The organism is Curtobacterium poinsettiae (assembly GCF_047226435.1).
GTDB classification, from domain to species: domain Bacteria; phylum Actinomycetota; class Actinomycetes; order Actinomycetales; family Microbacteriaceae; genus Curtobacterium; species Curtobacterium poinsettiae.
This window is the reverse complement of sequence record NZ_CP178434.1, coordinates 1,840,405-1,864,548: the sequence shown is the minus strand read 5'-3', so window position 1 is coordinate 1,864,548 and position 24,144 is coordinate 1,840,405. Positions and strand designations below refer to the sequence as shown.

Genomic DNA, 24,144 nt, shown 5'->3' with positions numbered 1-24,144 from the left:
GCGGCACGCCTGACGGGTAGGCTTGCCGGGTGGACAACGCAGCCTTCCCCGTCACCGCCGATGCCGTCCGCGGCCTCATCGACCACGCGATCCTGAAGCCCGAACTCACCCGCGCGGACGTCGACGCCCAGCTCGACGAAGCCGCCGCCCACCGCGTCTTCAGCGTCTGTGTCCGTCCGAGCGACGTTGCGCACGCCGTCGAGCGCCTGACGGGCACCGGCGTCGGTGTCGGCACCGTGATCGGGTTCCCGCACGGCACCACGTCGACCGCGGCGAAGGTCGCCGAGTCGCTGCAGGCCCTGGCCGACGGCGCCTTCGAGCTGGACATGGTGCAGAACATCGGCGCCGCGAAGTCGGGCGACTGGCAGCGCGTCGAGCAGGACGTCCGCGCGGTCGTCGACGCCGCCGGGGACACCGTCGTCAAGGTGATCCTCGAGACCGCCTTCCTGACCGACGACGAGATCGTCGCTGCCTCGCGTGCGGCGCAGACCGCCGGTGCCGCGTTCGTGAAGACCTCGACCGGGTTCGCCGGCGGCGGCGCGACCGCAGAGCACATCGCCCTGATGCGCCGCACGGTCGGTGCCGACACCGGCGTGAAGGCCTCCGGCGGCGTCCGCGGCCTCGACACCCTGCTCGAGATGGTCGAGGCGGGCGCGAACCGCATCGGCACGAGCGCCTCGGCCCGCATCCTCGACGAGGTCGCGCACCGCGCCGAGACGGGCGCCGCGTCGGCGCTCGGCGACGACACGACGTCCTACTGAGCGGACACGGCTGAGCCCACCCGGCTGAGTCCATCCCACCCAGCCCGACCCACCACGACCAGGCCGGCGCCCACCGGACGCGACGACGCGTCGGTGACGCGCACCGGGCCTCCAGACCGCCGCATCGGAGCGCGCATGTCCAGCACCGCACCCCAGTCCCCCGCCCTCGCCCTGGCCGTCGACCTCGGCGGCACGAAGGTCGAGGCCGCGCTCGTCACCGACCAGGGGGTCGTGCTGCCCGCGACGCGGTTCCGCAGCCCCACGGGGCCGCAGCGCACCTCGGACGAGCTGCAGGCCGCCGTCGACGAGGTCGTCACGGCCGCGCTCGGCGCACTGCCCGCGGACACGACGCTCGTCGGCGTCGGCGTCGGCTCCGCCGGCCCGGTCGACGAGGAACACGGTCTGGTCTCGCCGCTCAACATGCCCGTGTGGCGGGGCCACCCGCTGCGCGACCGGATCGCGGCCCTCGTGCCGGAGAACGTGCCGGTGACGCTCCGCATGGACGGCCTGGCGATCACGCTCGCCGAGCACTGGGTCGGGGCTGCCCAGGGCTCCGACCACGTGATGGGCATGATCGTCTCCACCGGTGTCGGCGGCGGGCTCATCCTGCACGGCCGCACGGTCAGCGGCCCGACGGGGAACGCCGGGCACATCGGCCACGTCGAGTGTGGCGGCTACGACGACCCCTGCGCCTGCGGCGGGACCGGCTGCCTCGAGGCGATCGCCAGCGGCCCCAAGACCGTGGCCTGGGCTCGTCGGCAGGGCTTCGCGGGCACCACCGGCGAAGAGCTCTCGGCCGCGTACGCCGCCGGCGACGAGATCGCGGTCGCCGCGGTCAAGCGCAGCGGCCGTGCCCTGGGCCAGGCCATCGCCGCCGCCACCAGCCTGGTCGACCTCGAGGTCGTCGCGATCGGTGGCGGGTTCTCGCACGTCACGCCCGACCTGTTCGAGTACGCCCGGCAGGCCGTGGCGGAGCGTGTCGAGTTCGGCTTCGTCACGAAGGTGCGGATCGTGCCGACGGGACTGTCGCAGGACGGCCCGCTCATCGGCGCCGCGGCGCTCGTTCACCGCGCCGACGTCCTGCGCTGAGCGCGCACGCCGCGTCGCGGCCTCCCGGCAGGCTGCCGTCAGGTGGCAGCGTCATCGACGCGCTTCGCGCTCTTGACGTGACCGGTGACCGCCTGGAGGCGCGGTGCGGGCCCGCCATGGGCCTCCCGGCCGGTCCGGGGCTTGTCCACAGGCCTGTCGGTCGCGACCGCAGGTCGGGCAGGATGTGCGGGTGCCCCGCCCGCGACTGCTGACCAGTGACGACTGGCCGGAACACGAACTGCGCGCGGCGGTCCTGGCCGGCGAACTGGTTGCCATCGGGCCGTGCTGGGCCTCCCCCGCCGAACCGCAGACGCCGTCGTTGCGTGCCGCCGCGGCTGGCTGGGTGCTGCGCGACGCACGCTTGATCGCCTGCACGCTGACCGCCGCGTGGATCTGGGGTGCGGTGTCCCGTCCGCCGGCGCCGCTCGAGGCGTGCATCCCGCCGCAGGTCCGCGTGCACGTCGGCCCGGAGGTGCGCCTGCGCGAGGTCCGGATCGACGTCGACGACACCGTCGTCCTGGCGCGGCTCCGGGTCGCACTGCCGGCGCGGACCGCGATCGACCTGCTGCGGATGCCGGGGCCGACTGCGGGTGCGTTCGGCGCCGCTGAAGCGTCGGCCGTCCACGGGTTGCTCGCGATCGGAGCGGTCAGCGCCGCCGAGCTGCGGACACGCCTGACCGCTCTTGGCACGATCCCCATGGTGCGACAGGCCGAGCGGCGGTTGCGTGCGGTGCAGGACGGTGCCGGGGGTGCTGGGGGTGCTGTCCGGTAGTGCGTGGGGGTGGGGTCGTCGGTGGCGGGTGCAGGTGGTCAGGACACCCCGCTCACGTCCGCCGAGTGGTCACGGACTGTCGGTTGGCAGGGCCGCAATCGACGGTTCGTGACCGGTGGACGGTGCCCGCGCGACGAGTCGTGACCGGCGATGGGCGGAAGGAGCGGGTCGGGGCTGCCGCGGGCCTCCGGTCCGGCGGGTGCGGGCGGTCAGGACACCCCGCTCACGTTCGCCGAGTGGTCAAGGACTGTCGGTTGGCGGGGCCGCAGTCGACGAGTCGTGACCGGTCGACGGTGCCCGCGCGACGAGTCGTGACCGGCGATGGGCGGAAGGAGCGGGTCGGTGCCGCCGCGCGCCTCCGGTCCGGTGCCTGCGGGCGGTCAGGACGCCCCGCTCGCGTCCGCCGAGTGGTCACGATCTGTCGGTCGGCAGGGCCGCAATCGACGAGTCGTGACCGACCGAGAAACGGACCGGGAGGCGCTGGGCCCTGCTCCGGTACTAGCCGGCGCTGACGCGGTAGACGTCGTAGACGGCGTCGATGCGACGCACCGCGTTGAGCACACGGTCGAGGTGGATGGTGTCCCCCATCTCGAAAACGAACCGGCTGAGCGCCAGGCGGTCGGACGAGGTCGACACCGTCGCGGACAGTATGTTCACGTGGTGATCCGTCAGCACTCGGGTGACGTCGCTGAGCAGGCCAGACCGATCGAGCGCCTCGATCTGGATCTGCACCAGGAACACCGACTTCGACGACGGGGCCCACTCGACCTCGATCATCCGGTCGGGCTCGTTCATGAGCGACTTCACGTTGGTGCACGACGACTGGTGCACGGAGACGCCCTGGCCACGGGTGATGAAGCCCACGATCTGGTCGCCCGGCACCGGGGTGCAGCACTTCGCGAGCTTGACGAGGATGTCGGGCGCCCCGCGGACCAGCACGCCGCTGTCGCTGGTGCGCAGCTGGCGACTGGTGACCTGGCGGGGGAACGCGAGTTCGGGTTCGTCGGCCTCGGTCTCGGTCTGGACGTTCCCGAGGACCTTCTCGATCACCGACTGGGTCGAGACGTGGCCCTCGCCGATGGCGGCGTACAGCGCGGAGACGTCCTCGTAGCGCATCGACGAGGCGACCTCGGCGATGCTGTCCTGGCTCATGATGCGCTGGAGCGGCAGGTTCTGCTTGCGCATCGCACGCGCGATGGCGTCGCGGCCCTGCTCGATCGCCTCTTCGCGGCGCTCCTTGGTGAACCACTGCTTGATCTTGTTGCGCGCGCGGGGGCTGCGGACGAACTGCAGCCAGTCCTGCGAGGGGCCGGAGTCGGGGTTCTTCGACGTGAAGATCTCGACCACGTCACCGCTGGAGAGCTGGCTCTCGAGCGGGACCAGGCGACCGTTGACCTTCGCACCCATCGTGCGGTGGCCGATCTCGGTGTGGACGGCGTAGGCGAAGTCGACCGGGGTGGCTCCGGCGGGCAGACCGATGACCTTGCCCTGCGGCGTGAAGACGTACGTCTCCTTGGCGCCGATCTCGTACCGGAGCGAATCGAGGAACTCGCCCGGATCGCTGGTCTCTGCCTGCCAGTCGGTGATGTGGGCGAGCCACGCCATGTCCTGGTCGTCCGTCGTGGACGAGGTGCCGGCGTCACGGCCGGCAGCGCGCTGCTTGTACTTCCAGTGGGCGGCGACACCGAACTCGGCACGCTGGTGCATCTCGTGCGTGCGGATCTGGATCTCGACCGCGCGGCCCTGCGGTCCGAGCACCGTGGTGTGCAGCGACTGGTACAGGTTGAACTTGGGGGTCGCGATGTAGTCCTTGAAGCGACCGGGCAGCGGGGTCCACCGCGCGTGCACCGAGCCGAGCATGGCGTAGCAGTCGCGGACGGTCGGCACGAGGACGCGGATGCCGACGAGGTCGTAGATCTCGTCGAACTCACGACCCCGCACGATCATCTTCTGGTAGATCGAGTAGTACTGCTTCGGCCGACCCATCACGTCACCGCGGACCTTGGCGGCCTTCAGGTCCTTCTTGAGGGTGCCGATGACGTTCTGGACGAACTGCTCGCGCTTCGGTTGGCGTTCCTTGACCAGGCTGTCGATCTCGACGTAGAGCTTCGGGTGCAGGACCGCGAACGACAGGTCCTCGAGCTCGAGCTTGATCATCTGGATGCCGAGCCGGTGCGCGAGGGGCGCGTAGATCTCGAGCGTCTCCTTCGCCTTGCGCGTGGCAGACGCGGACTCGACGAAGCCCCAGGTGCGGGCGTTGTGCAGGCGGTCGGCGAGCTTGATGACGAGGACTCGGATGTCCTTCGACATCGCGATGACCATCTTGCGGACGGTCTCGGCCTGTGCGCTGTCGCCGTACTTGACCTTGTCGAGCTTGGTGACGCCGTCGACGAGCATCGCGATCTCGTCGCCGAAGTCCACCCGCAGCTGGTCGAGCTGGTAGTCGGTGTCCTCGACGGTGTCGTGCAGGAGCGCTGCAGCGATGGTGATCGTCCCGATGCCGAGGTCGGCCAGGATCTGCGCGACCGCGACGGGGTGCGTGATGTACGGCTCACCGGACTTGCGCTTCTGCCCGTCGTGCGCGCGCTCGGCGACCGAGTAGGCGCGCTCGATGAGGGTCACGTCGGCCTTGGGGTGGTGCGACCGGACCGTGCGGATCAGGGTGTCCACCGCACCGGCCGGCTGCGCGCGCGAGAACAGGCGTGGCAGCAGTGAGCGGAGGGAACCGAGGTTGCCGGTGGTGTTCGGACCGATCGGGCTCGCGGGCTGCGGGGCGGAGCCCGGGCGGCTCGGCGCGGACGGCTCTTCGCGGGTGTCCGTCATGATGCGCCTCCCAGGACTCGGTCCGAGAGCTCGATCCGAGCTCGATCCGACAAGACTACGCGTCCCCGGTCAGTGCCCGTGACGAGGTTCGCCCTGGGCGTCGCGCTCCACCGGTGCCCCCGCCTGCTCCCAGGCGAGCATGCCGCCGGACAGGTTGACGGCCGGGACACCCGACTGCTCGAGCGCCGCGACGATGCGCGAGGACCGGCCGCCGGAGTGGCAGACGATGATGGCCGGCTGGTCGCCGCCGTCGATCTCCTGCCAGCGGTCCACGAACTCGGACATCGGCACGAGCGTGGCCTGCGGAGCGTGGACCTCGTCCCACTCCCCCTGCTCACGCACGTCGTAGAGCCGGGCCCCGGCGTCGATGCGGCGCTGGGCCTCGGCGACGTCGATCTGCTGGATCTCGATGGGCATCAGGCGTTCGCCTCTGCCGCGTCGACCTCGCGCCGGCGCTTCTCGGCCGCCGCGGTCTTCTTGGCGTCGGACTCCTTGATCTTCGGCTCGTTCTCGCGCAGCTGCGCGTACATCGGCGACGCGATGAAGATCGTCGAGTAGGTGCCGACGATGATGCCGATGAACAGTGCGAGCGAGATGTCACGCAGGGTGCCGGCGCCGAGCACGTACGACCCGATGAAGAGGATCGCCGCCACCGGCAGCAGTGCCACGACCGAGGTGTTGATCGATCGGACGAGCGTCTGGTTGACCGCGAGGTTGACCGACTGCTTGAAGGTGCGGATCGACTCCTGCGCGGTGTTCTCGCGCACCTTGTCGAAGACCACCACGGTGTCGTAGAGCGAGTACCCGAGGATCGTCAGGAAGCCGATCACCGCCGCGGGCGTCACCTCGAGCCCGACGATGCCGTACACGCCCGCCGTGATGAGCAGGTCGTGCAGCAGCGCCGCCATCGCGGAGAGTGACATCTTCCAGGTGCGGAAGTACAGCGTCATGAAGACCGCGGCGAGGGCCAGGAAGATCACCAGACCACGGATGGCCTGCGCGAGGACGTCGGCACCCCACGTCGCGCCGATGAAGGTCGCGGCGACCTGGCGCTCCGGGACGTCGTAGGCCTTGGCCAGGGCGTCCTGCACGTCGGTCGTCTGGGCGTCGGTGAGCTGCCCGGTCTGCACGCGGATGCCGTGCGTGCCGAGCTGCGAGACACGAGGGATGGTGTCGGCGACGACGCTCTCGACCGTGTCGGTCGCGATGCTCTGGTCGAGCGACTTGACGTCGGAGATCGTGAACTCCGAGCCGCCGGTGAACTCGATGCCGAGCTGGTACCCGCCACGCAGCCACGGCGTGACGAGCGAGATCACGATCATCGCCAGGGCGATGAGGTACCAGGTCTTCCGGCGCCCGATGATGTCGTACGACCGCTTCCCCGTGTAGAGGTCGCTGCCGAACTGGCTGAAGCTGGCCATCAGTCGTCCTTCCCGTCCGGCGTCGAGCCGTTGTCGCCGGAGGCCTGCTGGGCCTTCCGCTCCGCGATCGTCTGTCGGCGCTGCGCCTCACCGGCACTGCGCTGGCGCTTGCCGTCCACGACGGGTGCGCGGAACTGCGCACGCCCCCGGTAGACGGCACCGAGTGCTGCCGGGTCGAGCCCGCTGAACCGGTGGCCGTCCCCGAAGAACCGGGTCCGGGCGATGAGCTGCATCATCGGGTGGGTGAAGAGTGCGACCACCACGATGTCGATGAGGGTCGTGAGGAGCAGCGTGAACGCGAAGCCCTTCACGTCGGCGACCGCGAGCACGTACAGCGTGACGGCGGCGAGGAAGTTCACCGCGTCGGACGCCAGGATCGTGCGCAGCGCGCGCTTCCAGCCGGACTCGACCGCGCTCTCGAGGGCACGGCCGTCACGGAGTTCGTCACGGATGCGCTCGAAGTAGACGATGAACGAGTCCGCCGTGATGCCGATCGCGACGATCAGGCCCGCCACACCTGCCAACGACAGACGGTAGTCGACGCGCCACGACATGATCGCGATCACGAGGTACGTGATCACGGCGGCGATCCCGAGCGACAGCACGGTGACGAACGCCAGGGCGCGGTACTGGATCACGGAGTAGATGATCACGAGGATCAGACCGATCAGACCGGCGACGAGGCCACCGATGAGCTGCGCGGTACCGAGTGTCGCCGAGATGTTCTCGTTCGACTGCACCTGGAAGTTGATCGGCAGCGCACCGTACTTGAGCTGGTCGGCGAGGGTCTTGGCGGACTCGGCGGTGAAGTTGCCGCTGATCTGCGCCTTGCCGTTCGTGATCGCGGAGTTCGTCGTCGGTGCGGTGATGACCGAACCGTCGAGCACGATCGCGAACTGGTTCTGCGGCTGCTGGAGCGAGACGAGACGGTTGGTGACCGTGCGGAAGTCCTTCGAGCCCTCACCGTTGAAGGTCAGGTTGACGGCCCACTGGCCGGTCGACGTGCCCTGCGAGTCGGTGGCGAGCCCCGAGGTGGCGTTGCTGATGTCGGCGCCGGACACCTCGACCGGGCCGAGGATGTACTTGCCAGCGCCGTCCTGGTCGCAGGTGACCAGGGGCTCGTCGTCGGGCGCGGTGGTGACGTCGCCCGGTGCTGCGCAGTTGTAGTTGGTGTACAGGTCCTGCAGCTTCGGCGTGACCCAGTTCAGGTCGCTCGCGTTCGTGGGCTTCGCGCTGGGCGTCGCCGCGAGCGAGGCGGGCGGCGAGTACGGCGTCGGCGATGCGGTGCCCTTGCCGTCGTCACCGACAGCGGAGTTGGTCGCAGCCTCGGTGTACAGGACGGGCCGGAACGTCAGCTTGGCCGCGGCCTCGATGCGGTCGATGGTGGCCTTGTCGGGGCGACCCGGGATCGAGACGACGATGTTGTTCGCGCCCTGCGTGTTGATCTCCGACTCGGAGACACCGGTGGCGTCGATGCGCTGGCGGATGATGTTCACCGCCTGCTGCAGCTGCTGCGAGGTGACGGAGTCGCCCTCGGTGTTCTGCGCCGCGAGGGTCAGCTGCGTGCCGCCCTGCAGGTCCAGAGCCAGCTCGGGTACCCAGCTCGCGCCCTGGTACCACTTGTCGGTGTCGTCCTTCGAAGAGCCGGCGAGGATCGACGCGGCGGTGTTCAGGCCGGCGAGGATCGCCATCAGGATCACCAACCAGGTGAGCGAGCGCAGCGCCTTCTTGACGGGTGTCGATCGTGCCACCGGTCGTCTCGTCTTTCTGTTCAGGACCGTCGGCACACCGTGCGACGGCAAGAGGAAGCCGCCGGATCAGACGACCCGGCGGCCGAGGGCGTCAGTCGTCGGACTTGCGCTTCGTGGCGTCGGTCTCGTCGGCACGCTCGCCGTAGACCGGCTCACCGTTGAGTTCGGCCACGGGCTTCGGCTCGTCCTCGGTGGTCGTGGTGGTCTCGACGTCGGACGCGTTGTCGTCGACGACGCGCGACAGGGTCTGACGGTGCACGGTGACGACGGTCCCCGGTGCGATCTCGACGTCAGCGGTGACCTTCTCCTCGTTCACGGAGAGGAGCGTGCCGTACAGGCCGAAGGACAGCATGACCTTGGCGCCGGGGACCATCTTGTCCACGAGCTCGGCCTGCTGCTTCTTACGCTTGCGGCTGTTGTAGAACATGAAGGCTGCGAACGCCACGACGATGACGATGAGGATGACTTCTTGACCCATGATGCGTTGCCTTCTCTGGTTGCTCGGTTTCGGGCCGTAGCAGTCTAGGGCACGCCGGTGTCCGTGGCATGTCACTCGACTGATCGGCGTTCAGTCGTCGGTGTCCGGGTCGTCGAAGAGCCCCGGCTGCCCGCCGTCGGCCTGCCCCGGGGTGAGGCCGAGGTGCCGCCAGGCACGTGGTGTGGCGATGCGCCCACGGGGCGTGCGGGTCACGAGACCGACCCGGACCAGGAACGGTTCGACGACCGACTCGATCGTCTCGGACTCCTCGCCGACGGAGACGGCGAGGGTGTTCAGACCGACCGGTCCGCCGTCGAACCGGGTCAGCATGGTCTCGACCACGGCGCGGTCGAGCCGGTCGAGCCCGAGTTCGTCGACGTCGTACAGGTCGAGGGCGCCCTGGACCGCCGCCATGCCGTCGGTGGTGCGGTGCACGAGCGCGTAGTCGCGCACCCGACGGAGCAGGCGGTTCGCGATGCGCGGGGTGCCGCGGGAACGCCCGGCGATCTCGCGCAGGGCGGTCCGGTCGATGTCGAGCTCGAGCAGGTGCGCCGCGCGGATCAGGACCTGTTCGAGCTCGTCCTTCTCGTAGAACTCCAGGTGGGCGGTGAACCCGAAGCGGTCCCGCAGCGGGTTCGGCAGCAGGCCGGCCCGGGTGGTGGCCCCGACGAGCGTGAAGGGCGCGAGGTCGAGCGGGATGCTCGTGGCACCCGCGCCCTTGCCCACCATCACGTCGATGCGGAAGTCCTCCATCGCCAGGTAGAGCATCTCTTCTGCCGAGCGGGCCATCCGGTGGATCTCGTCGATGAACAGGACCTCGCCGGGGACGAGCGACGAGAGCACGGCCGCCAGGTCACCGGCGTGCTGGATCGCCGGGCCGCTCGACATCCGCAGCGGGCGCCCCGTCTCGTGCGCGACGATCATCGCGAGCGTGGTCTTGCCGAGGCCGGGAGGACCCGCCATCAGGATGTGGTCGGGCGTGCGCTCCTGCATGCCGGCGGCCTTGAGGAGCAGGTCGAGTTGCCCGCGGACCTTGCGCTGCCCGACGAACTCGTCGAGCGAGCGCGGACGGAGCGCGCCTTCGAACGCGAGTTCCTCCTGCGACTCGGCACCGGCGGACGTGATGCCGCTCATCGGCCGGCTGCCGCGGGTCGCAGGGCGCCGAGTGCGGCGCGGAGCAGCGCCTGGGTGCCCATCGCGGCGGCGCCTGGCTCGTTGGCGACGGCGTCGTCGACGGCGGCCTGTGCAGCGTCTTCACGCCAGCCGAGGCCGATGAGCGCCGAGACGACGTCGACCGCTGCGGGGTGCACTGCGGTCCCTCGCGCCGCGGCGACGACGGCGGCCTGTTCGAAGGCCACGAGCTTGCCGGAGAGCGCGACGATGATGAGCTTGGCGGTCTTCGGGCCGATGCCGGAGACCTTGCGGAACGCGCCGTCGTCCTCGTTCGCGACGGCGTTCGCGATCTGCGCCGGGTCCATGTGGGCCAGGACGCCCATCGCGGACTTCGGGCCGACGCCGGACACCCCGCGGAGCAGGTCGAACACCTGCAACGCGTCGGTCGACTCGAAGCCGAAGAGCAGGTGCTCGTCTTCGCGCACGATCATCGCGGTCCGCACGAACACCTCGGACCCGTGGCGCATGGTCAGTGCGTGCGCAGGGGTCACGGTGACGGCGTACCCGACTCCCCCGACCTCGACCACCACGGCCGAGCCGGCGATGTCGATGCAGGTGCCCCGGAGACTCGCGATCATGCTCCGAGCCTAGGGCCGCCCACCGACGACGCGGACCTGCCACGCTGCGGGCGGGCCGCGGCTGCGGCCGCGCGGGCGAGCGGCGAGTCGGTGGTGCCGCCCTGGGCGTCCCGCCAGGCACGCTGTGCCGGGGTGAGGTTCGTGGCACGCGAGCCGGCGGCGTCGGGTGATCCGAGCCTCCAGGCATGGCACACGGCCAACGCGAGCGCATCGGCGGCGTCGGCCGGCTTCGGGGCCTCGTCGAGTCCGAGCACGCGCGCGATCATCGTCTGGACCTGCCGCTTGTCGGCGTTGCCGTAGCCGGTGACGGCGGCCTTGACCTCGGACGGGGTGTGCAGCCCGACGGGCAGGCCGCGGGCCGCCGCGGCGTGCAGCGCCAGGCCGGCCGCCTGCGCGGTGCCCATCACCGTGCGGACGTTCGCCTGCGCGAACACCCGCTCGACCGCGACCGCGTCGGGGTGGTGCTCGTCGATCTCGGCGGCGATGCCGTCAGCGATCCGGAGCAGCCGCTGCTCGAGCGGCATGTCCGGCGGGGTGCGCACGACCGTCACGTGGACGAGTCGTGCGCGCCGGTTCGGTGCGACCTCGACGACGCCGACGCCGCACCGGGTGAGCCCGGGGTCCACCCCGAGCACACGGAGCACGGCTACTCGCCCTCGTCCTCGTCGAGCTCGGCCTGGACGTCCGCGGGGATGTCGAAGTTCGAGTAGACGTTCTGCACGTCGTCCGAGTCCTCGAGCGCGTCGATCAGACGGAACACCTTGCGGGCGGTCTCGGCGTCGACCGGGACCTTCAGGCCGGGCACGAACTCGGCGTCGGCGGAGTCGTAGTCGATCCCGGCGTCCTGCAGTGCCGTGCGGGCTGCGACCAGGTCGCTCGCCTCGGTGATGATCTCGAAGCCACCGCCCTGGTCGATGACGTCCTCGACGCCGGCGTCCAGCACCGCGGTCATCACGGTGTCCTCGTCCAGGCCGTCGGTCTTCGTGACCGAGATGACGCCCTTGCGCGAGAAGTTGTAGGCGACGCTGCCCGGGTCGGCCATGGTGCCGCCGTTGCGCGACATCGCGGTCCGGACCTCGGCCGCCGCACGGTTCTTGTTGTCCGTGAGGCACTCGATCAGCATCGCGACGCCGTTCGGACCGTAGCCCTCGTACATGATCGTCGTGTACTCGATGGTCTCGCCCGTGAGACCCGCACCGCGCTTGACGGCGCGGTCGATGTTGTCGTTGGGGACCGAGGTCTTCTTCGCCTTCTGCACGGCGTCGACCAGGGTCGGGTTGCCGGACATGTCGGCACCGCCCATCTTCGCGGCGACCTCGATGTTCTTGATCAGCTTGGCGAACGACTTGGCACGGCGCTGGTCGATGACGGCCTTCTTGTGCTTGGTCGTTGCCCACTTGGAATGCCCGGACACGGTTCTCCTTGCGTATTGCGGAAAGTCCCGCTCAGTTTAGCGGCCCACCGGCCGTCCACCGGCCTGGAGGCACGGCGCGGCTCCGTCATGCCGGCGCGGATCCGGTGGGCGGTCGCGTCCACCGCCCTACGATGGTCCGGCAGGGAACGAACCACCAGGGGGACGCATGACCGATCCGTTGTCCGCACTCGCCGCGGCCGTCACCGCGCTGCCCGAGGACCGCGCGCTGCGCCTGCGGTACGCCGAACTGCTCGCCGACGCCGGGCGGCACGGCGAGGCGATCGAGCAGGCGGGTACCGTGCTGCAGCAGGCACCGGACGACGAGCAGGCCGCCGGGATCGTGCGGGCGTCTGCCCTCGCCGCCGCGGCCTCACCAGCTGTCGGTCCGCAGAGCCCCGGCGAGGACGGGAGCGGCGAGGACGGCGGGGGCGAGGACGGCAGCGGCGAGCCGACGGCAGCCCCGGCGACACCGACGCACGGCGACGGGATCGACTGGTCGGCGCTGGAGCGGTCGATCGCCGACCCGACCGAAGCGCCGTTCCTCGAGCGGGCGGTGACCGAGGACGGCGAGACGGTCGCGGCCGTGCCCGAGGACGCCGACCCCGTGGTCGAGGTCCGGCGCGAGACCGTCCGACTCGCCGACGTCGGTGGACTCGAGGCCGTGAAGCGCCGGATCGACGAGTCCTTCCTGCAGCCGATGGCGCACCCGGAGATCGCGGCCGCGTTCGGCAAGCATCTCCGCGGGGGCCTGCTCCTGTACGGGCCGCCCGGGTGCGGCAAGACGTTCCTGGCCCGCGCGATCGCCGGCGAGCTCGGTGCGCACTTCCTGTCCGTGACGCTGACGGACGTGCTCGACAAGTTCATCGGCGAGAGCGAGAAGAACGTCCACCGCGTCTTCCGTGAGGCACGGCGCCACGCCCCCGCGGTGCTGTTCTTCGACGAGATGGACGCGATCGGCGGGAAGCGCAGCGGCAACACGTCGTCGTCGTTCCGGAACGTGGTGAACCAGCTCCTCGTCGAGATGGACGGCGTCGACTCGCAGAACGACGGCGTCTACGTGCTCGCCGCGACGAACCACCCGTGGGACGTCGACGCCGCGCTGAAGCGCCCCGGCCGGTTCGACCGGATGGTCCTGGTCCGCCCACCGGACCAGGACGCCCGCGAGGCGATCCTCCGTGGACACCTGCAGAAGCGCCCGATCGAGGGCATCGACCTCCAGGACCTCGTCCGACGGACCCGTGGATTCTCCGGCGCCGACCTCGAGCACCTCGTCACGACCGCTGCCGAGAAGGCGATGACCGACTCGATCCGGTCCGGTGCCGTGCGACCGGTGCGGATGCCCGACCTGCGCGACGCCCTCAAGGAGGTCAAGCCCTCCATCGGCCCCTGGGTGCAGGCCGCCCGGAACGTGGCCGAGTACTCGAACAGCAGCGGCGAGTACGACGACATGGCCGAGTGGTTGCGCGAGGAGCGCGAGCTCTGATGGTGGACGCCGTCGACGTCGTCGTCGAACGCGCGGACGCCCTGCTCGGGTTCGGGCGTCCCGACGAGGCCAGGACGGTGCTCACGGCGGCGGTCGCCGACGCACCGGACGACGTGCGGCTCTGGGCGAGCCTCGCCCGAGCCGAACGGGCGCGGCACGACCACGCGTCCAGCCGGGTCGCGGCGGAACGCGCGCTGGCGATCGACCCCGAGCACGCCGGCGCGATGTGGACCCGGATCAACGCACTCCTCGAGACCAAGGAGCGGGTCGAGGCCAAGCGCGCCGCCGACCGCCTGCTCGAACGCAGCCCCGACTGGGCGCAGGCGCACCTGCTCTGGGCCTTCGCGTACACCCGGTGGTCCCGGGCCAAACGCACCATCACCGAGGAGCAGATCTGGCCCCTCGCCGACGTGCCGCGGGCCGCGGCCGCCCTCGACCGGGCACTCGAACTGGCCCCGCACGACGCCGTTCTCCTCGCTGACGCCGCCGGTTGTTACCGTGCCCTGGCCTGGACGGACGAGACCTACCGGGCGCGGGCGACCGCCGCACTGGATCGCGCCCTCGAACTCGATCCGAACGACGAGTGGGTGATGCTCGCGGCGGGATCGGTGCTGTCTGCGCCGGGGCGGGTCGCCAACGCGGCGCAGGTGCTCGCGCAGCACCCGAGGTCGTGGGAGGCCCTCCGCCGCGTGGACCACGGGGTCTGGAACCTCGTGTCCATCCCGGTGGCGGTCGTCACCTGGCTGCTGCTCGCCTCGGTCCTCGGCGCCCACGTCGCGGCGGGCGGCGGCGCGAACGTCGTGACGAAGACGCTCGGCTGGGGCGTGACCGGAGTCGGGGCCCTCTGGGTGCTGGTGGTCGAGGTGGGCTCGTTCGTGGCGTTCCCCCGCGGCCTCCTCCGCCGGACCGTGCGCCGCATCCCGCTCGTCCCGGTCGTCCTCGTGCTGACGGCCGTCACCTGGATCGTCGGCACCGTCGTCGCGGTGGTGCTGCTCACCGGCACCGTGCCACCGGACGGCGACGCTGCCGCCGCGCTCGTCGCGGTCCTCGCCGTCGCCCTCCTGCTCGAGTCGGCCGCGCGGAGCGCGATCACGATCGCCCTGCGGCGGACGCAGGTGCGATCGGGGCTGTGGGCCGGACCGGTCGCCGATCGGGGACGCCGCAGAGAAGACGACAGCGACCGGACCGGAGCGCTCCTCGGGGGCCTGGCTGCCCTCGCCGCCTGGCTCCACGTCGCACTGTCGGCGCCGTCCGTCGCCACCTGGGCAGCCTGGTCGGTACCGCTCCTGCTCGCCGCGCGGGTGTTCGTGTTCCGGTACTCGGCGGAGCTCCTGCGCGCGGACGACGGACGACGCCGACCGCGGGCCGTGGTGGATGCCGTGCTCGCGGGCGTGTTCGCCACCGGGGCGGTGGGCGCCGTCGGCCTGCAGGTCGCGACGGCACTCGGCGTCGTCTGACCGACGGGCAGGGTTCTTCGCTCGGTGCTCCGTGGTCGGTGCTCGGCGTCGCCGTGCTCCGACGTCGCCGTGCTCCGACGTCGCCGTGCCCCGCGGTCAGGCGGTGCGGACCAGGTCCAGGAACCGGCGGTGGAAGCGGTCCTCGCCAGCGACCTCGGGGTGGAACGCACTCGCGATGACGTTGCCCTGCTGCACTGCGACGACCTGCCCGTCCGGCAGGGCGCCGAGGACGTGGACGTCGTCACCGCGCTGCTCGACCACCGGGGCGCGGATGAACACCGCGTGCACCGGTGCCTCGCCCAGGTCGGGCATCGGGATGTCGATCTCGAACGAGTCGTTCTGCGCACCGAACGCGTTGCGCCGCACCGTGGTGTCGAGCACGTCGAGAGTTTGCTGCCCGCTGATGCCGTCGGTGATCCGCGACGACAGCATGATCATCCCGGCGCAGGTGCCGTAGGTGGGAAGCCCGGCACGGATCGCGTCGGCGAGGGGCTCGGCGACCCCGAAGGCGCGGGACAGCTTGTCCATCACGCTCGACTCGCCGCCGGGGATCACGACACCGTCGAGGGTCTCGATCTCCTCCGGACGACGGAGTGGCACCACGTCGGCGCCGAGCTCGGTCAGCGAGGCGATGTGCTCCCGGAAGTCACCCTGCAGCGCCAGGACCCCGACGCGGGGCCGAGCACCGCTCGTCGGACTACCAGCCACGCTCGGCGAGGCGGTGCGGTGCGGGGACGTCGGCGACGTTGATGCCGACCATCGCCTCGCCCAGACCTCGGGAGACCTCGGCGATGACCTTCGGGTCGTCGTGGAAGGTCGTGGCCTTGACGATCGCAGCGGCACGGGCCGCCGGGTCGCCGGACTTGAAGATGCCGGAACCGACGAACACGCCGTCGGCGCCGAGCTGCATCATCATCGCGGCGTCGGCCGGGGTGGCGACACCACCGGCGGTGAACAGGACGACGGGGAGCTTGCCGGTGCGGGCGACTTCCTGCACGACGTCGATCGGGGCCTGGAGCTCCTTGGCGGCGACGTAGAGCTCGTCGTCGCGCAGGTTGCGGAGCGCCGCGATCTCCTTGGTGATGGTGCGGATGTGCTTGGTGGCCTCGGACACGTCACCCGTGCCGGCCTCGCCCTTGGAGCGGATCATGGCTGCGCCCTCGGTGATGCGGCGGAGCGCTTCGCCCAGGTTGGTGGCACCACAGACGAAGGGGGTGGTGAACTTCCACTTGTCGATGTGGTTGACGTAGTCGGCCGGGGACAGCACCTCGGACTCGTCGATGTAGTCGACGCCGAGCTCCTGCAGCACCTGCGCCTCGACGAAGTGGCCGATGCGGGCCTTCGCCATGACGGGGATCGACACCGCGGCGATGATCTCCTCGATCATCGAGGGGTCGGACATGCGGGCGACGCCGCCCTGCGCACGGATGTCCGCGGGGACGCGCTCGAGGGCCATGACGGCGGTCGCACCGGCTTCTTCCGCGATGCGGGCCTGCTCGGCGTCGACGACGTCCATGATCACGCCGCCCTTGAGCATCTCGGCCAGGCCGCGCTTGACGCGGTCGGAGCCGGTGATCGAGGTGCCAGGGGTGCCGGAGGTGCTGGTGCTGTCGCTCATGATGCCGACCAGTCTAGTGCGCCCCGGGCCACCCGTCGGCGACGAGTCGACGGGTCTCGCCGAGCATCTGCGACATCGACTTCGTCCGGGCGATGATCGGGAAGAAGTTCGCGTCGGACTGCCACCGCGGAACGATGTGCTGGTGCAGGTGTGCGGCCACCCCGGCGCCGGCGACCTCGCCCTGGTTCATGCCGATGTTGAAGCCGTCGCAGTGCGAGACCTCGCGCAGGACCCGCATCGCGGTCTGGGTCAGCTCGCCGATCTCGCGCAGTTCGTCCGGCGTCGCCTCGTCGTAGAGCGGGACGTGCCGGTACGGGCAGACCAGCAGGTGCCCGTTGTTGTACGGGAACAGGTTGAGCAGCACGTAGGCGTGCTCACCCCGGGCGACGATCAGGGCGTCCTCGTCGGACTTCCGCGTGGCTTCGCAGAACGGGCAGTCGTCGTCGTGCCCGCGACCCCGGCCCTCGCGGCCGGCGTCGATGTACGCCATCCGGTGCGGGTTCCACAGCCGCTGGAAGGCGTCCGGGACGGCCGCGCCGGTCGCGGCGTCCCGGATGACGAGCGGATCGTCGTCGGACCCGGAACCCGCTGCACCGGAACCCGCGGCACCGGACCCGAGCGGGCCCGAGGAGCCGGCCACGTCGTCGACGTGACCGATCCCCGCGAGGCGATCCGGGCCTCCCGGCAGATCCGTCTGCTCCCGCTGGTCCGTCATCAGACCTGCGTGCGCTCGCGGATCGCGGTGAGGATGCGGTCCACGGCCTCGTCGACGGGCACCGCGTTGTCCTGGCGACCGTCGCGGAAGCGGAAGCTGACGGCGCCGGCGTCGCGGTCGTCGCCACCGGCGATGAGCTGGAACGGCACCTTCGCCTTGGTGTGCGTGCGGATCTTCTTCTGCATGCGGTCGTCCGAGTGGTCGACCTCGGCGCGGACGCCCTGCGTGCGGAGCTTCGCGATGACCTCGTCGAGGTAGTCGCCGTACTCGGCCGCGACCGGGATGCCGACGACCTGGACGGGCGACAGCCACGCCGGGAACGCACCCGCGTAGTGCTCGGTGAGGACACCGAAGAAGCGCTCGATCGAGCCGAACAGCGCGCGGTGGATCATCACCGGACGCTGGCGCGAGCCGTCGGCGGCGGTGTAGTCGATGCCGAACCGCTCGGGCAGGTTGAAGTCGAGCTGCACGGTCGACATCTGCCAGGTGCGGCCGATGGCGTCACGCGCCTGCACGGAGATCTTCGGGCCGTAGAACGCCGCACCCGCCGGGTCCGGCACGAGCTCGAGCCCGGACTCCTCGGCGACCTGGCGCAGGGTCTCCGTCGCGACGTCCCAGACCTCGTCGTCACCGACGTACTTCTCCGGGTCCTTCGTGGAGAGCTCGAGGTAGAAGTCGTCGAGGCCGTAGTCGCGCAGGAGCGAGAGCACGAACGCGAGGGTCGTGGTCAGCTCCTCCTTCATCTTCTCCTGCGTGGTGAAGATGTGCGCGTCGTCCTGGGTCAGGCCGCGCACGCGGGTGAGGCCGTGGATGACGCCGGACTTCTCGTTGCGATACACCGTGCCGAACTCGAACATCCGGAGCGGCAGGTCGCGGTAGGAGCGGGGCTGCGACCGGTACGCCAGGATGTGCATCGGGCAGTTCATCGGCTTGAGGTAGTAGTCGGCGCCCTGGCGGGTGACGTTGCCGTCCTCGTCGCGTGCCTCGTCCATGTGCATGGCCGGGAACATGCCGTCCTTGTACCAGCCGAGGTGCCCGGAGGTCTCGAACAGGTCGCCCTTGGTGATGTGGGGCGTGTAGACGAACGAGTAGCCGTTCTCCTCGTGCCGACGGCGCGAGTAGTCCTCCATCTCGCGACGGATGATGCCGCCCTTCGGGTGGAAGATCGCCAGGCCGGAACCGATCTCGTCGGGAAACGAGAACAGGTCGAGTTCGGCGCCGAGCTTGCGGTGGTCACGCTTGGCGGCTTCTTCGAGGCGCACCAGGTACGCCTTGAGCTGGTCCTTGTCGGGCCAGGCGGTGCCGTAGATGCGCTGCAGCTGCGGGTTCTTCTCGGAGCCGCGCCAGTAGGCAGCGGCGACGCGCATGAGCTTCGCGGCGTTGCCGATCCAACGGGTGTGCGGGACGTGCGGGCCGCGGCAGAGGTCCTGCCACAGCACCTCGCCCGACTTCGGGTCGACGTTCTCGTACACCGTCAGCTCGCCGGCACCGACCTCGACGCTCTCGCCGGAGTCGCCGTCGCTCGCTGCGCCCTTGAGGCCGATGAGCTCCTGCTTGTACGGCTCCCCCGCCATCAGCTCGCGTGCCTGCTCGTCGGTGACGACGACGCGACGGAAGCGCTGGGCCTGCTTGACGATGCGGTCCATGCCCTTCTCGATCGCCTTGAGGTCTTCGGGGGTGAACGGCTCGGCGACGTCGAAGTCGTAGTAGAAGCCGTCGGTGACGGGCGGACCGATGCCGAGCTTGGCGTCCGGGTTGATCTGCTGCACGGCCTGCGCCAGCACGTGGGCGGCCGAGTGGCGGAGGATGTCGAGCCCGTCCTGCTCCTGCAGGGTGACGGGCTCGGCCGTCTCGCCCGCCTGCACGTCCGCCGCGAGGTCCTTCAGGACTCCGTCGACGCGGATGGCGACGATGCCGCGCTCACCGTCGAAGAGCTCGGTGCCGGTCGTGGTCGTCGTCGCGGTCCGGGGCTCGGGTGCCTGGGGAAGCTCGGCGGGCGCGGGTGCGACTGACTCGGTCACGATGATGGGACTCCTCGATCGAAATGGTGCGTCAAGACTAGTGCGAGACGTGCTCGCGTGCGGACGGCCGCGGGCGCTGCTCGGCCGTCGGCGCTCAGGCTGGGACGGCGCCGAGCGTCGCGACGGGCAGCCGCGGCTCGAGGCGCTCGCGTCCGTTCAGGCCGTCGAGCTCGAGCAGCGCTGCGAAGCCGATCGCCTGGTAGCCGGCGCGCTCGAGCAGCGTGATGGTCGCGGCTCCGGTCCCCCCGGTGGCCAGGACGTCGTCGACGACGAGCACCCGCGTGCCTGCGGGCAGCTGACCCGGTCGCAGTTCGAGTTCGGCCTCGCCGTACTCGAGCGCGTACTGCTCGCTCAGGACCTCGCCGGGGAGCTTGCCCGCCTTGCGCACCGTGAGCACACCGACCTGGTGCTGGGCGGCGATGCCCCCGGCCAGTGCGAAGCCACGGGCCTCGATGCCGGCGACGGCGTCGAAGCCGGCCCCGACCGCGAACGGTGCCGCGAGTGCTTCACACACCCGACCGAAGGCGACGGCGTCCGAGAACACCGGCGTCACGTCGCGGAACAGCACCCCCGGCTTCGGGAAGTCCGGCACGAGGGCGGTGAGGCGTTCGACGAGTGCAGCTGCGGTTTCGGTCACCCGCCAACGGTACGGGAGGCCCGGGCTGCGTCCGACACGTCGGCGCATGGTGCGAGGCTGGTCGCCTCGTGCGGGCCCCACCGTTCGCTGCACGGCGTGGGTCCCGTCGGACGGTTCACCGAAGATGGCTCGGTGCGAGGTTGTTTCCTCGCACCGAGCCGTTCAGGCCGCACGGGCTCCGGAAGGACGCACCGTGCGTGCGTGACGCCGACGACAGTGCCGACGACAGTGCTGGCGACAGCGCCTGCGGTCAGCGCCACATCCGCATCGCGGCGCCCTGGGTGATCCAGTCGGTCTCGCGCTGTCGGCGTTCCCGCTCGAGGCGGGCCAGCGTGGCGAGGTCGATCTCGGGCCGCTCCTTGCGGGTGCGTCGGCTCCAGATGATGAGCGACATCCCGACGCGGAGTGCGATGCGGTCGGCGAGTGAGACCCGGCGGCGCACCGCGCGGGTATCGGGTGGACGGGTGGTGGTCTTCGTGGACACGGTGATCCCCTTCAGGGCATGGCAGAGCTGCCCGGGTGCCGGGCATGACGAAACCGCCCGGATCGCGGGCAGCGAGAATTGAATGCGTGAGAATGCACTCCGGGATGGTCCGGAAATGTACGGACAACGATCGCGGAATGCGCGTCGACACCGAGAGCGTCGCACTGCCCACCGACATTCTTCCGGCGTCGTCCGTACAGATCGGACGGGACGCATCGACGTGCCGTCGAGCCGTTCGGTGGACGAACGAACCGGTGCTGCACGAGCCAGATCGGCTCAGCGCAGGGTGCCCGGAGGCACAGATGTCAGGAGAGTGGGACGCTCCGGGTCAGCGGACGCGGGACGGGGAACCGACGCGTCCACGGATTCCACGGAACGGAGTGGTCGTTGCGATCATCATGGTCGGCCCCCTTTCGGTCTCGAGCTGGTGGAGTCGTCCGGGTCGAATGTTCGACCCTTCGCGACGAGTGAACACTATCGGCACCGCAAATCGGAGCGCAACCCCTTTGTCGGAAAACGTCTGGAATTGCATTCCCGAACAGGCCGATCACGGTGCGAGGTTCGTGTTCTCGTGGCGACTCGCCGGCTGCGTGCAGAGTTCCCGTCGTGCACCGGAGACGGGCCTGTCGGCTGCACCGTGCGCTTTCGGCGGACCGGTGGCAGCCTGCGCGCTCGGTGCGGGATCGCAGGCCTGCACGGTGCCGGCAACCTCGCACCGTGTGACGGAGCACGCACGGAGCACGTACGGAGCACGCCGGAGGCCCGGTACCGAATCGGTACCGGGCCTCCGGCGTGCGTGCGAGCGGACTAGACCGCGGCGTGCTCCGCGACGCTCGCCGTCAGGGAGTCACCCTCGACGTCGATCCGCACGGTGTCACCCGCGGTCACCCCGCCCTCGACCACGAGTGTCGCGATGCGGTCGTCGACCTCGCGCTGGATGAGCCGACGGAGCGGACGGGCGCCGTACTCCGGCTCGTACCCGTGCTCGGCGAGCCAGGCGACCGCGGCGTCGGACACCGACAGGACCATGTCCTGTGCGACCAGCCGGAGCGCCGTGTCCTGCAGCAGCAGGGACACGATCGACGCGATCTGGGACCGGTCGAGCTTGCGGAACAGCACGATCTCGTCGATGCGGTTGATGAACTCGGGCCGCATCGCCTCGCGCAGCTTGCCCATGACGCGGGCCCGCAGGTCGTCCTCGGCGAAGCCGTCCGTGGCACCGACCGGGGAGAACCCGAGCGCTCCCGAGCGGGAGGCCAGGAACTCCGAGCCGATGTTCGACGTCATGATGACGACGGTGTTCCGGAAGTCGACCGTCCGTCCCTGCCCGTCGGTGAGCCGGCCGTCGTCGAGCACCTGCAGCAGCAGGTTGAAGACGTCCGGGTGGGCCTTCTCGACCTCGTCGAGCAGGATCACCGAGTACGGGTTGCGACGGACACGCTCGGTGAGCTGGCCGGCCTCGTCGTGGCCGACGTACCCGGGAGGGGCACCGACCAGGCGCGACACGGTGTGGCGTTCGCCGAACTCGCTCATGTCGAAGCGGAGCATGGCGGACTCGTCACCGAACAGCGACGACGCCAGGGCCTTCGCGAGTTCGGTCTTGCCGACGCCGGTCGGTCCGAGGAACAGGAAGCTGCCCACCGGACGACGCGGGTCGCCCATGCCGGTCCGGCTGCGCCGAACCGCCTTGGCGATCGCCCGCACGGCGTCGTCCTGGCCGACGACGCGGTCGTGCAGCTCGGACTCGAGCGCGGCGAGCCGCGTCTTGTCGGCCGAGCCGAGTCGGGTCACCGGGATCCCGGTGGCACGGGACACCACGGCGGCGATGTCGGCTTCCGTAATCGACGTGTCCGCGGATTCCGGACGGGAGGTCTGGCTGGCGTCCGCCGACGAGGCGGCGGTGATCCGGGCCTCCAGTCCGACGATCTCGTCACGCAGGTCGGACGCTTCCTCGTAGTGCTCCTCCGCGACCGCGCTGTCCTTGCGGGCGGTCAGGTCGGCGACCTGGGCCCGCAGTGCCTCGACGTCGACGTCGCCCGACAGGGCGAGGCGGCGGCGTGCACCGGCCTGGTCGACGAGGTCGATGGCCTTGTCCGGCAGGTGCCGGTCGGTCACGTAGCGGTGCGAGAGCTCGACCGCGGCGCGGAGTGCCTCGGGCGTGTAGGCGACGCCGTGGTGCTCCTCGTAGCGCGGGGCGAGGCCGGTTAGGATCGCGACGGCGTCCTCGACGTTCGGCTCCCCCACCGTGACGGGCTGGAACCGGCGCTCGAGCGCGGCGTCCTTCTCGATCCGGCGGTACTCGTCGAGCGTCGTCGCGCCGACCAGGTGCAGGTCGCCGCGGGCGAGCCGGGGCTTGAGGATGTTGCCGGCGTCCATCGAGCCGCCCTCGCCGCCGCCACCGGCGCCGACGACGGTGTGGAGTTCGTCGACGAAGACGATGAGCTCGTCGGCGTACGCCGCGATCTCGTCCATCGCCGTGGTGAGGCGCTCCTCGAAGTCGCCGCGGTACCGGGTGCCGGAGAGCATGCCGGGCAGGTCGAGCGCGACGACCCGCTTGCCCTGCAGCAGGGCGGGGACGTCGCCGTCGACGATGCGCTGGGCGAGGCCCTCGACGATCGCGGTCTTGCCGACGCCGGGCGCACCGATCAGCACCGGGTTGTTCTTGGTGCGGCGGAGCAGGATCTCGACGGTCTGCTCGATCTCGTCGGCGCGGCCGATCACCGGGTCGACGTGCCCGTCACGGGCGCGCTCGGTCAGGTCGGTGCCGAATTGGTCGAGCGTCGGGGTGTCGCTGTCGGAACCGGACTCGGCCGTTCCGGTCGTCGCAGCGGTTCCTGGCATGGAGCGCCCCGCTCGTGCTGCTGCCGCGGCCTGCTGGGCGTAGTCCTGCATGACCTGCGGGGTGATCCCGGCGCTGGCGAGCAGCTGGCCGGTCACGGTTTCCTGGTCCGTCACGAGCGCGAAGAAGACGTGCTCGGGGTCGGTGTAGGTGCTGCCGAAGCCCCGCGCAGCCTGCGTCGCCTCGACGAGGATGCGCTGGGCGGTGCCGGTCAGTGCCGGGCGGCCGGGCTGCTCGGCGAGCGGTTCGTGCGCCATCGGCAGGCGCTGCTCGATCTCGTCGGCGAGGCGCTGGGGGTCGACCCCGGCAGAACGCACGACGGCGTCGAACGGTTCGGTGCGGACGAGCACGTGCAGGATGTGCAGTGCGTCGATCTCGCGCTGCCCCTGCGCGAGCGCGAACTCGGCGGTGTGCTGGAGCAGCTCGTGGGTCCGGCGGCTGAGCAGCCGGGTGATGTCGACCGGTCGACCGAACGCGCGGACGCGCTGCTGGTCACCGGTGCGTTGTGCCGCAAGCAGGCGGGCGAGGAACTCGTCGAACGAGTCGTTGCCGCCGGTCGGGCCGAACGTCTCTGGCAAAGGGACCTCCTGGGAACTTGAGTGCCTTCGACTCAATGCAACGCAGGAGGGC

21 protein-coding genes are annotated in these 24,144 nt (G+C 70.6%); 5 read left to right on the top strand and 16 right to left on the bottom strand.

Going from position 1 to position 24,144, the window contains the following annotated elements; genetic code table 11:
- Positions 1–29: 29 nt before the first annotated feature.
- The 3 genes from deoC to ACL00U_RS08870 all read left to right on the top strand — a co-directional run bounded on the left by deoC (position 30) and on the right by ACL00U_RS08870 (position 2,622).
- On the top strand, positions 30–761 hold the full coding sequence (gene deoC / locus ACL00U_RS08880) for a deoxyribose-phosphate aldolase (protein ID WP_082046801.1): 732 nt from the start codon (positions 30–32) through the stop codon (positions 759–761).
- Positions 762–896: 135 nt separating this feature from the next.
- Entirely contained in the window at positions 897–1,850 is a 954-nt protein-coding gene (locus tag ACL00U_RS08875) for an ROK family protein (protein WP_071251793.1), read from the top strand.
- A 190-nt stretch (positions 1,851–2,040) separates the two neighbouring features.
- Positions 2,041–2,622: a hypothetical protein gene (locus ACL00U_RS08870; protein WP_412873311.1), complete on the top strand. Its 582-nt coding sequence runs from the start codon at positions 2,041–2,043 to the stop codon at positions 2,620–2,622.
- Between the two features lie 498 nt (positions 2,623–3,120).
- On the opposite strand, the gene ACL00U_RS08865 is transcribed toward ACL00U_RS08870, so the two are convergent.
- The 9 genes from ACL00U_RS08865 to ACL00U_RS08825 form a co-directional block, all read right to left on the bottom strand.
- On the bottom strand, positions 3,121–5,445 hold the full coding sequence (locus ACL00U_RS08865) for a RelA/SpoT family protein (RefSeq protein ID WP_017887349.1): 2,325 nt from the start codon (positions 5,443–5,445) through the stop codon (positions 3,121–3,123).
- A 69-nt stretch (positions 5,446–5,514) separates the two neighbouring features.
- A complete protein-coding gene (locus ACL00U_RS08860; RefSeq protein ID WP_017887350.1) occupies positions 5,515–5,862 on the bottom strand; it encodes a rhodanese-like domain-containing protein in 348 nt (115 codons plus the stop codon).
- Positions 5,862–6,866, bottom strand: coding sequence for a protein translocase subunit SecF (secF, locus tag ACL00U_RS08855; RefSeq protein WP_412873310.1), 1,005 nt, complete (start codon positions 6,864–6,866; stop codon positions 5,862–5,864). Before secF ends, ACL00U_RS08860 begins: the two co-directional genes overlap by 1 nt.
- Entirely contained in the window at positions 6,866–8,617 is a 1,752-nt protein-coding gene (gene secD, locus ACL00U_RS08850) for a protein translocase subunit SecD (protein ID WP_017887352.1), read from the bottom strand. The genes secF and secD overlap by 1 nt, the downstream gene beginning before the upstream one ends.
- Before the next feature lie 91 nt (positions 8,618–8,708).
- A complete protein-coding gene (locus tag ACL00U_RS08845; protein ID WP_071250717.1) occupies positions 8,709–9,095 on the bottom strand; it encodes a preprotein translocase subunit YajC in 387 nt (128 codons plus the stop codon).
- A gap of 90 nt (positions 9,096–9,185) precedes the next feature.
- Positions 9,186–10,229, bottom strand: a complete 1,044-nt coding sequence (ruvB, locus tag ACL00U_RS08840) for a Holliday junction branch migration DNA helicase RuvB (RefSeq protein WP_017887354.1) — start codon at positions 10,227–10,229, stop codon at positions 9,186–9,188.
- Positions 10,226–10,846, bottom strand: coding sequence for a Holliday junction branch migration protein RuvA (gene ruvA, locus ACL00U_RS08835; protein WP_017887355.1), 621 nt, complete (start codon positions 10,844–10,846; stop codon positions 10,226–10,228). Before ruvA ends, ruvB begins: the two co-directional genes overlap by 4 nt.
- Entirely contained in the window at positions 10,843–11,490 is a 648-nt protein-coding gene (gene ruvC, locus ACL00U_RS08830) for a crossover junction endodeoxyribonuclease RuvC (protein ID WP_017887356.1), read from the bottom strand. Before ruvC ends, ruvA begins: the two co-directional genes overlap by 4 nt.
- A 2-nt stretch (positions 11,491–11,492) precedes the next feature.
- Entirely contained in the window at positions 11,493–12,260 is a 768-nt protein-coding gene (locus ACL00U_RS08825; RefSeq protein ID WP_017887357.1) for a YebC/PmpR family DNA-binding transcriptional regulator, read from the bottom strand.
- 166 nt (positions 12,261–12,426) lie between these two features.
- Between ACL00U_RS08825 and ACL00U_RS08820 the strand changes: the two genes are divergently transcribed.
- A complete protein-coding gene (locus ACL00U_RS08820) occupies positions 12,427–13,743 on the top strand; it encodes an AAA family ATPase (protein ID WP_412873309.1) in 1,317 nt (438 codons plus the stop codon).
- Positions 13,743–15,200: a tetratricopeptide repeat protein gene (locus ACL00U_RS08815; protein ID WP_263136338.1), complete on the top strand. Its 1,458-nt coding sequence runs from the start codon at positions 13,743–13,745 to the stop codon at positions 15,198–15,200. Before ACL00U_RS08820 ends, ACL00U_RS08815 begins: the two co-directional genes overlap by 1 nt.
- 96 nt (positions 15,201–15,296) lie before the next feature.
- On the opposite strand, the gene pdxT is transcribed toward ACL00U_RS08815, so the two are convergent.
- The 7 genes from pdxT to ACL00U_RS08780 all read right to left on the bottom strand — a co-directional run bounded on the left by pdxT (position 15,297) and on the right by ACL00U_RS08780 (position 24,092).
- Positions 15,297–15,908 (bottom strand): pyridoxal 5'-phosphate synthase glutaminase subunit PdxT, encoded by a 612-nt coding sequence (gene pdxT, locus ACL00U_RS08810; RefSeq protein WP_017887360.1) that lies wholly within the window; start codon positions 15,906–15,908, stop codon positions 15,297–15,299.
- The gene (gene pdxS, locus ACL00U_RS08805) at positions 15,898–16,818 is read right to left on the bottom strand and encodes a pyridoxal 5'-phosphate synthase lyase subunit PdxS (protein ID WP_017887361.1); all 921 of its coding nucleotides are present in this window, start codon (positions 16,816–16,818) and stop codon (positions 15,898–15,900) included. Before pdxS ends, pdxT begins: the two co-directional genes overlap by 11 nt.
- A gap of 13 nt (positions 16,819–16,831) precedes the next feature.
- Positions 16,832–17,533 (bottom strand): HIT family protein, encoded by a 702-nt coding sequence (locus ACL00U_RS08800; protein WP_231564024.1) that lies wholly within the window; start codon positions 17,531–17,533, stop codon positions 16,832–16,834.
- A complete protein-coding gene (thrS, locus tag ACL00U_RS08795; protein ID WP_412873308.1) occupies positions 17,533–19,554 on the bottom strand; it encodes a threonine--tRNA ligase in 2,022 nt (673 codons plus the stop codon). The genes ACL00U_RS08800 and thrS overlap by 1 nt, the downstream gene beginning before the upstream one ends.
- A gap of 94 nt (positions 19,555–19,648) precedes the next feature.
- Positions 19,649–20,191, bottom strand: coding sequence for an adenine phosphoribosyltransferase (locus ACL00U_RS08790; protein ID WP_017887364.1), 543 nt, complete (start codon positions 20,189–20,191; stop codon positions 19,649–19,651).
- A 250-nt stretch (positions 20,192–20,441) separates the two neighbouring features.
- On the bottom strand, positions 20,442–20,675 hold the full coding sequence (locus tag ACL00U_RS08785) for a hypothetical protein (RefSeq protein ID WP_140448051.1): 234 nt from the start codon (positions 20,673–20,675) through the stop codon (positions 20,442–20,444).
- 807 nt (positions 20,676–21,482) lie between these two features.
- A complete protein-coding gene (locus ACL00U_RS08780) occupies positions 21,483–24,092 on the bottom strand; it encodes an ATP-dependent Clp protease ATP-binding subunit (RefSeq protein WP_412873307.1) in 2,610 nt (869 codons plus the stop codon).
- Positions 24,093–24,144: the final 52 nt, after the last annotated feature.

Bases quoted from the DNA above. Each gene is read 5' to 3' on its own strand.
- ACL00U_RS08820 (WP_412873309.1), top strand. From the start codon at position 12,427: ATGACCGATCCGTTGTCCGCACTCGCCGCGGCCGTCACCGCGCTGCCC.
- ACL00U_RS08845 (WP_071250717.1), bottom strand. From the start codon at position 9,095: ATGGGTCAAGAAGTCATCCTCATCGTCATCGTCGTGGCGTTCGCAGCC.
- ruvA (WP_017887355.1), bottom strand. From the start codon at position 10,846: ATGATCGCGAGTCTCCGGGGCACCTGCATCGACATCGCCGGCTCGGCC.
- ACL00U_RS08860 (WP_017887350.1), bottom strand. From the start codon at position 5,862: ATGCCCATCGAGATCCAGCAGATCGACGTCGCCGAGGCCCAGCGCCGC.
- ACL00U_RS08875 (WP_071251793.1), top strand. From the start codon at position 897: ATGTCCAGCACCGCACCCCAGTCCCCCGCCCTCGCCCTGGCCGTCGAC.
- ACL00U_RS08865 (WP_017887349.1), bottom strand. From the start codon at position 5,445: ATGACGGACACCCGCGAAGAGCCGTCCGCGCCGAGCCGCCCGGGCTCC.
- ACL00U_RS08815 (WP_263136338.1), top strand. From the start codon at position 13,743: ATGGTGGACGCCGTCGACGTCGTCGTCGAACGCGCGGACGCCCTGCTC.
- pdxS (WP_017887361.1), bottom strand. From the start codon at position 16,818: ATGAGCGACAGCACCAGCACCTCCGGCACCCCTGGCACCTCGATCACC.
- ACL00U_RS08800 (WP_231564024.1), bottom strand. From the start codon at position 17,533: ATGACGGACCAGCGGGAGCAGACGGATCTGCCGGGAGGCCCGGATCGC.
- secF (WP_412873310.1), bottom strand. From the start codon at position 6,866: ATGGCCAGCTTCAGCCAGTTCGGCAGCGACCTCTACACGGGGAAGCGG.
- ruvB (WP_017887354.1), bottom strand. From the start codon at position 10,229: ATGAGCGGCATCACGTCCGCCGGTGCCGAGTCGCAGGAGGAACTCGCG.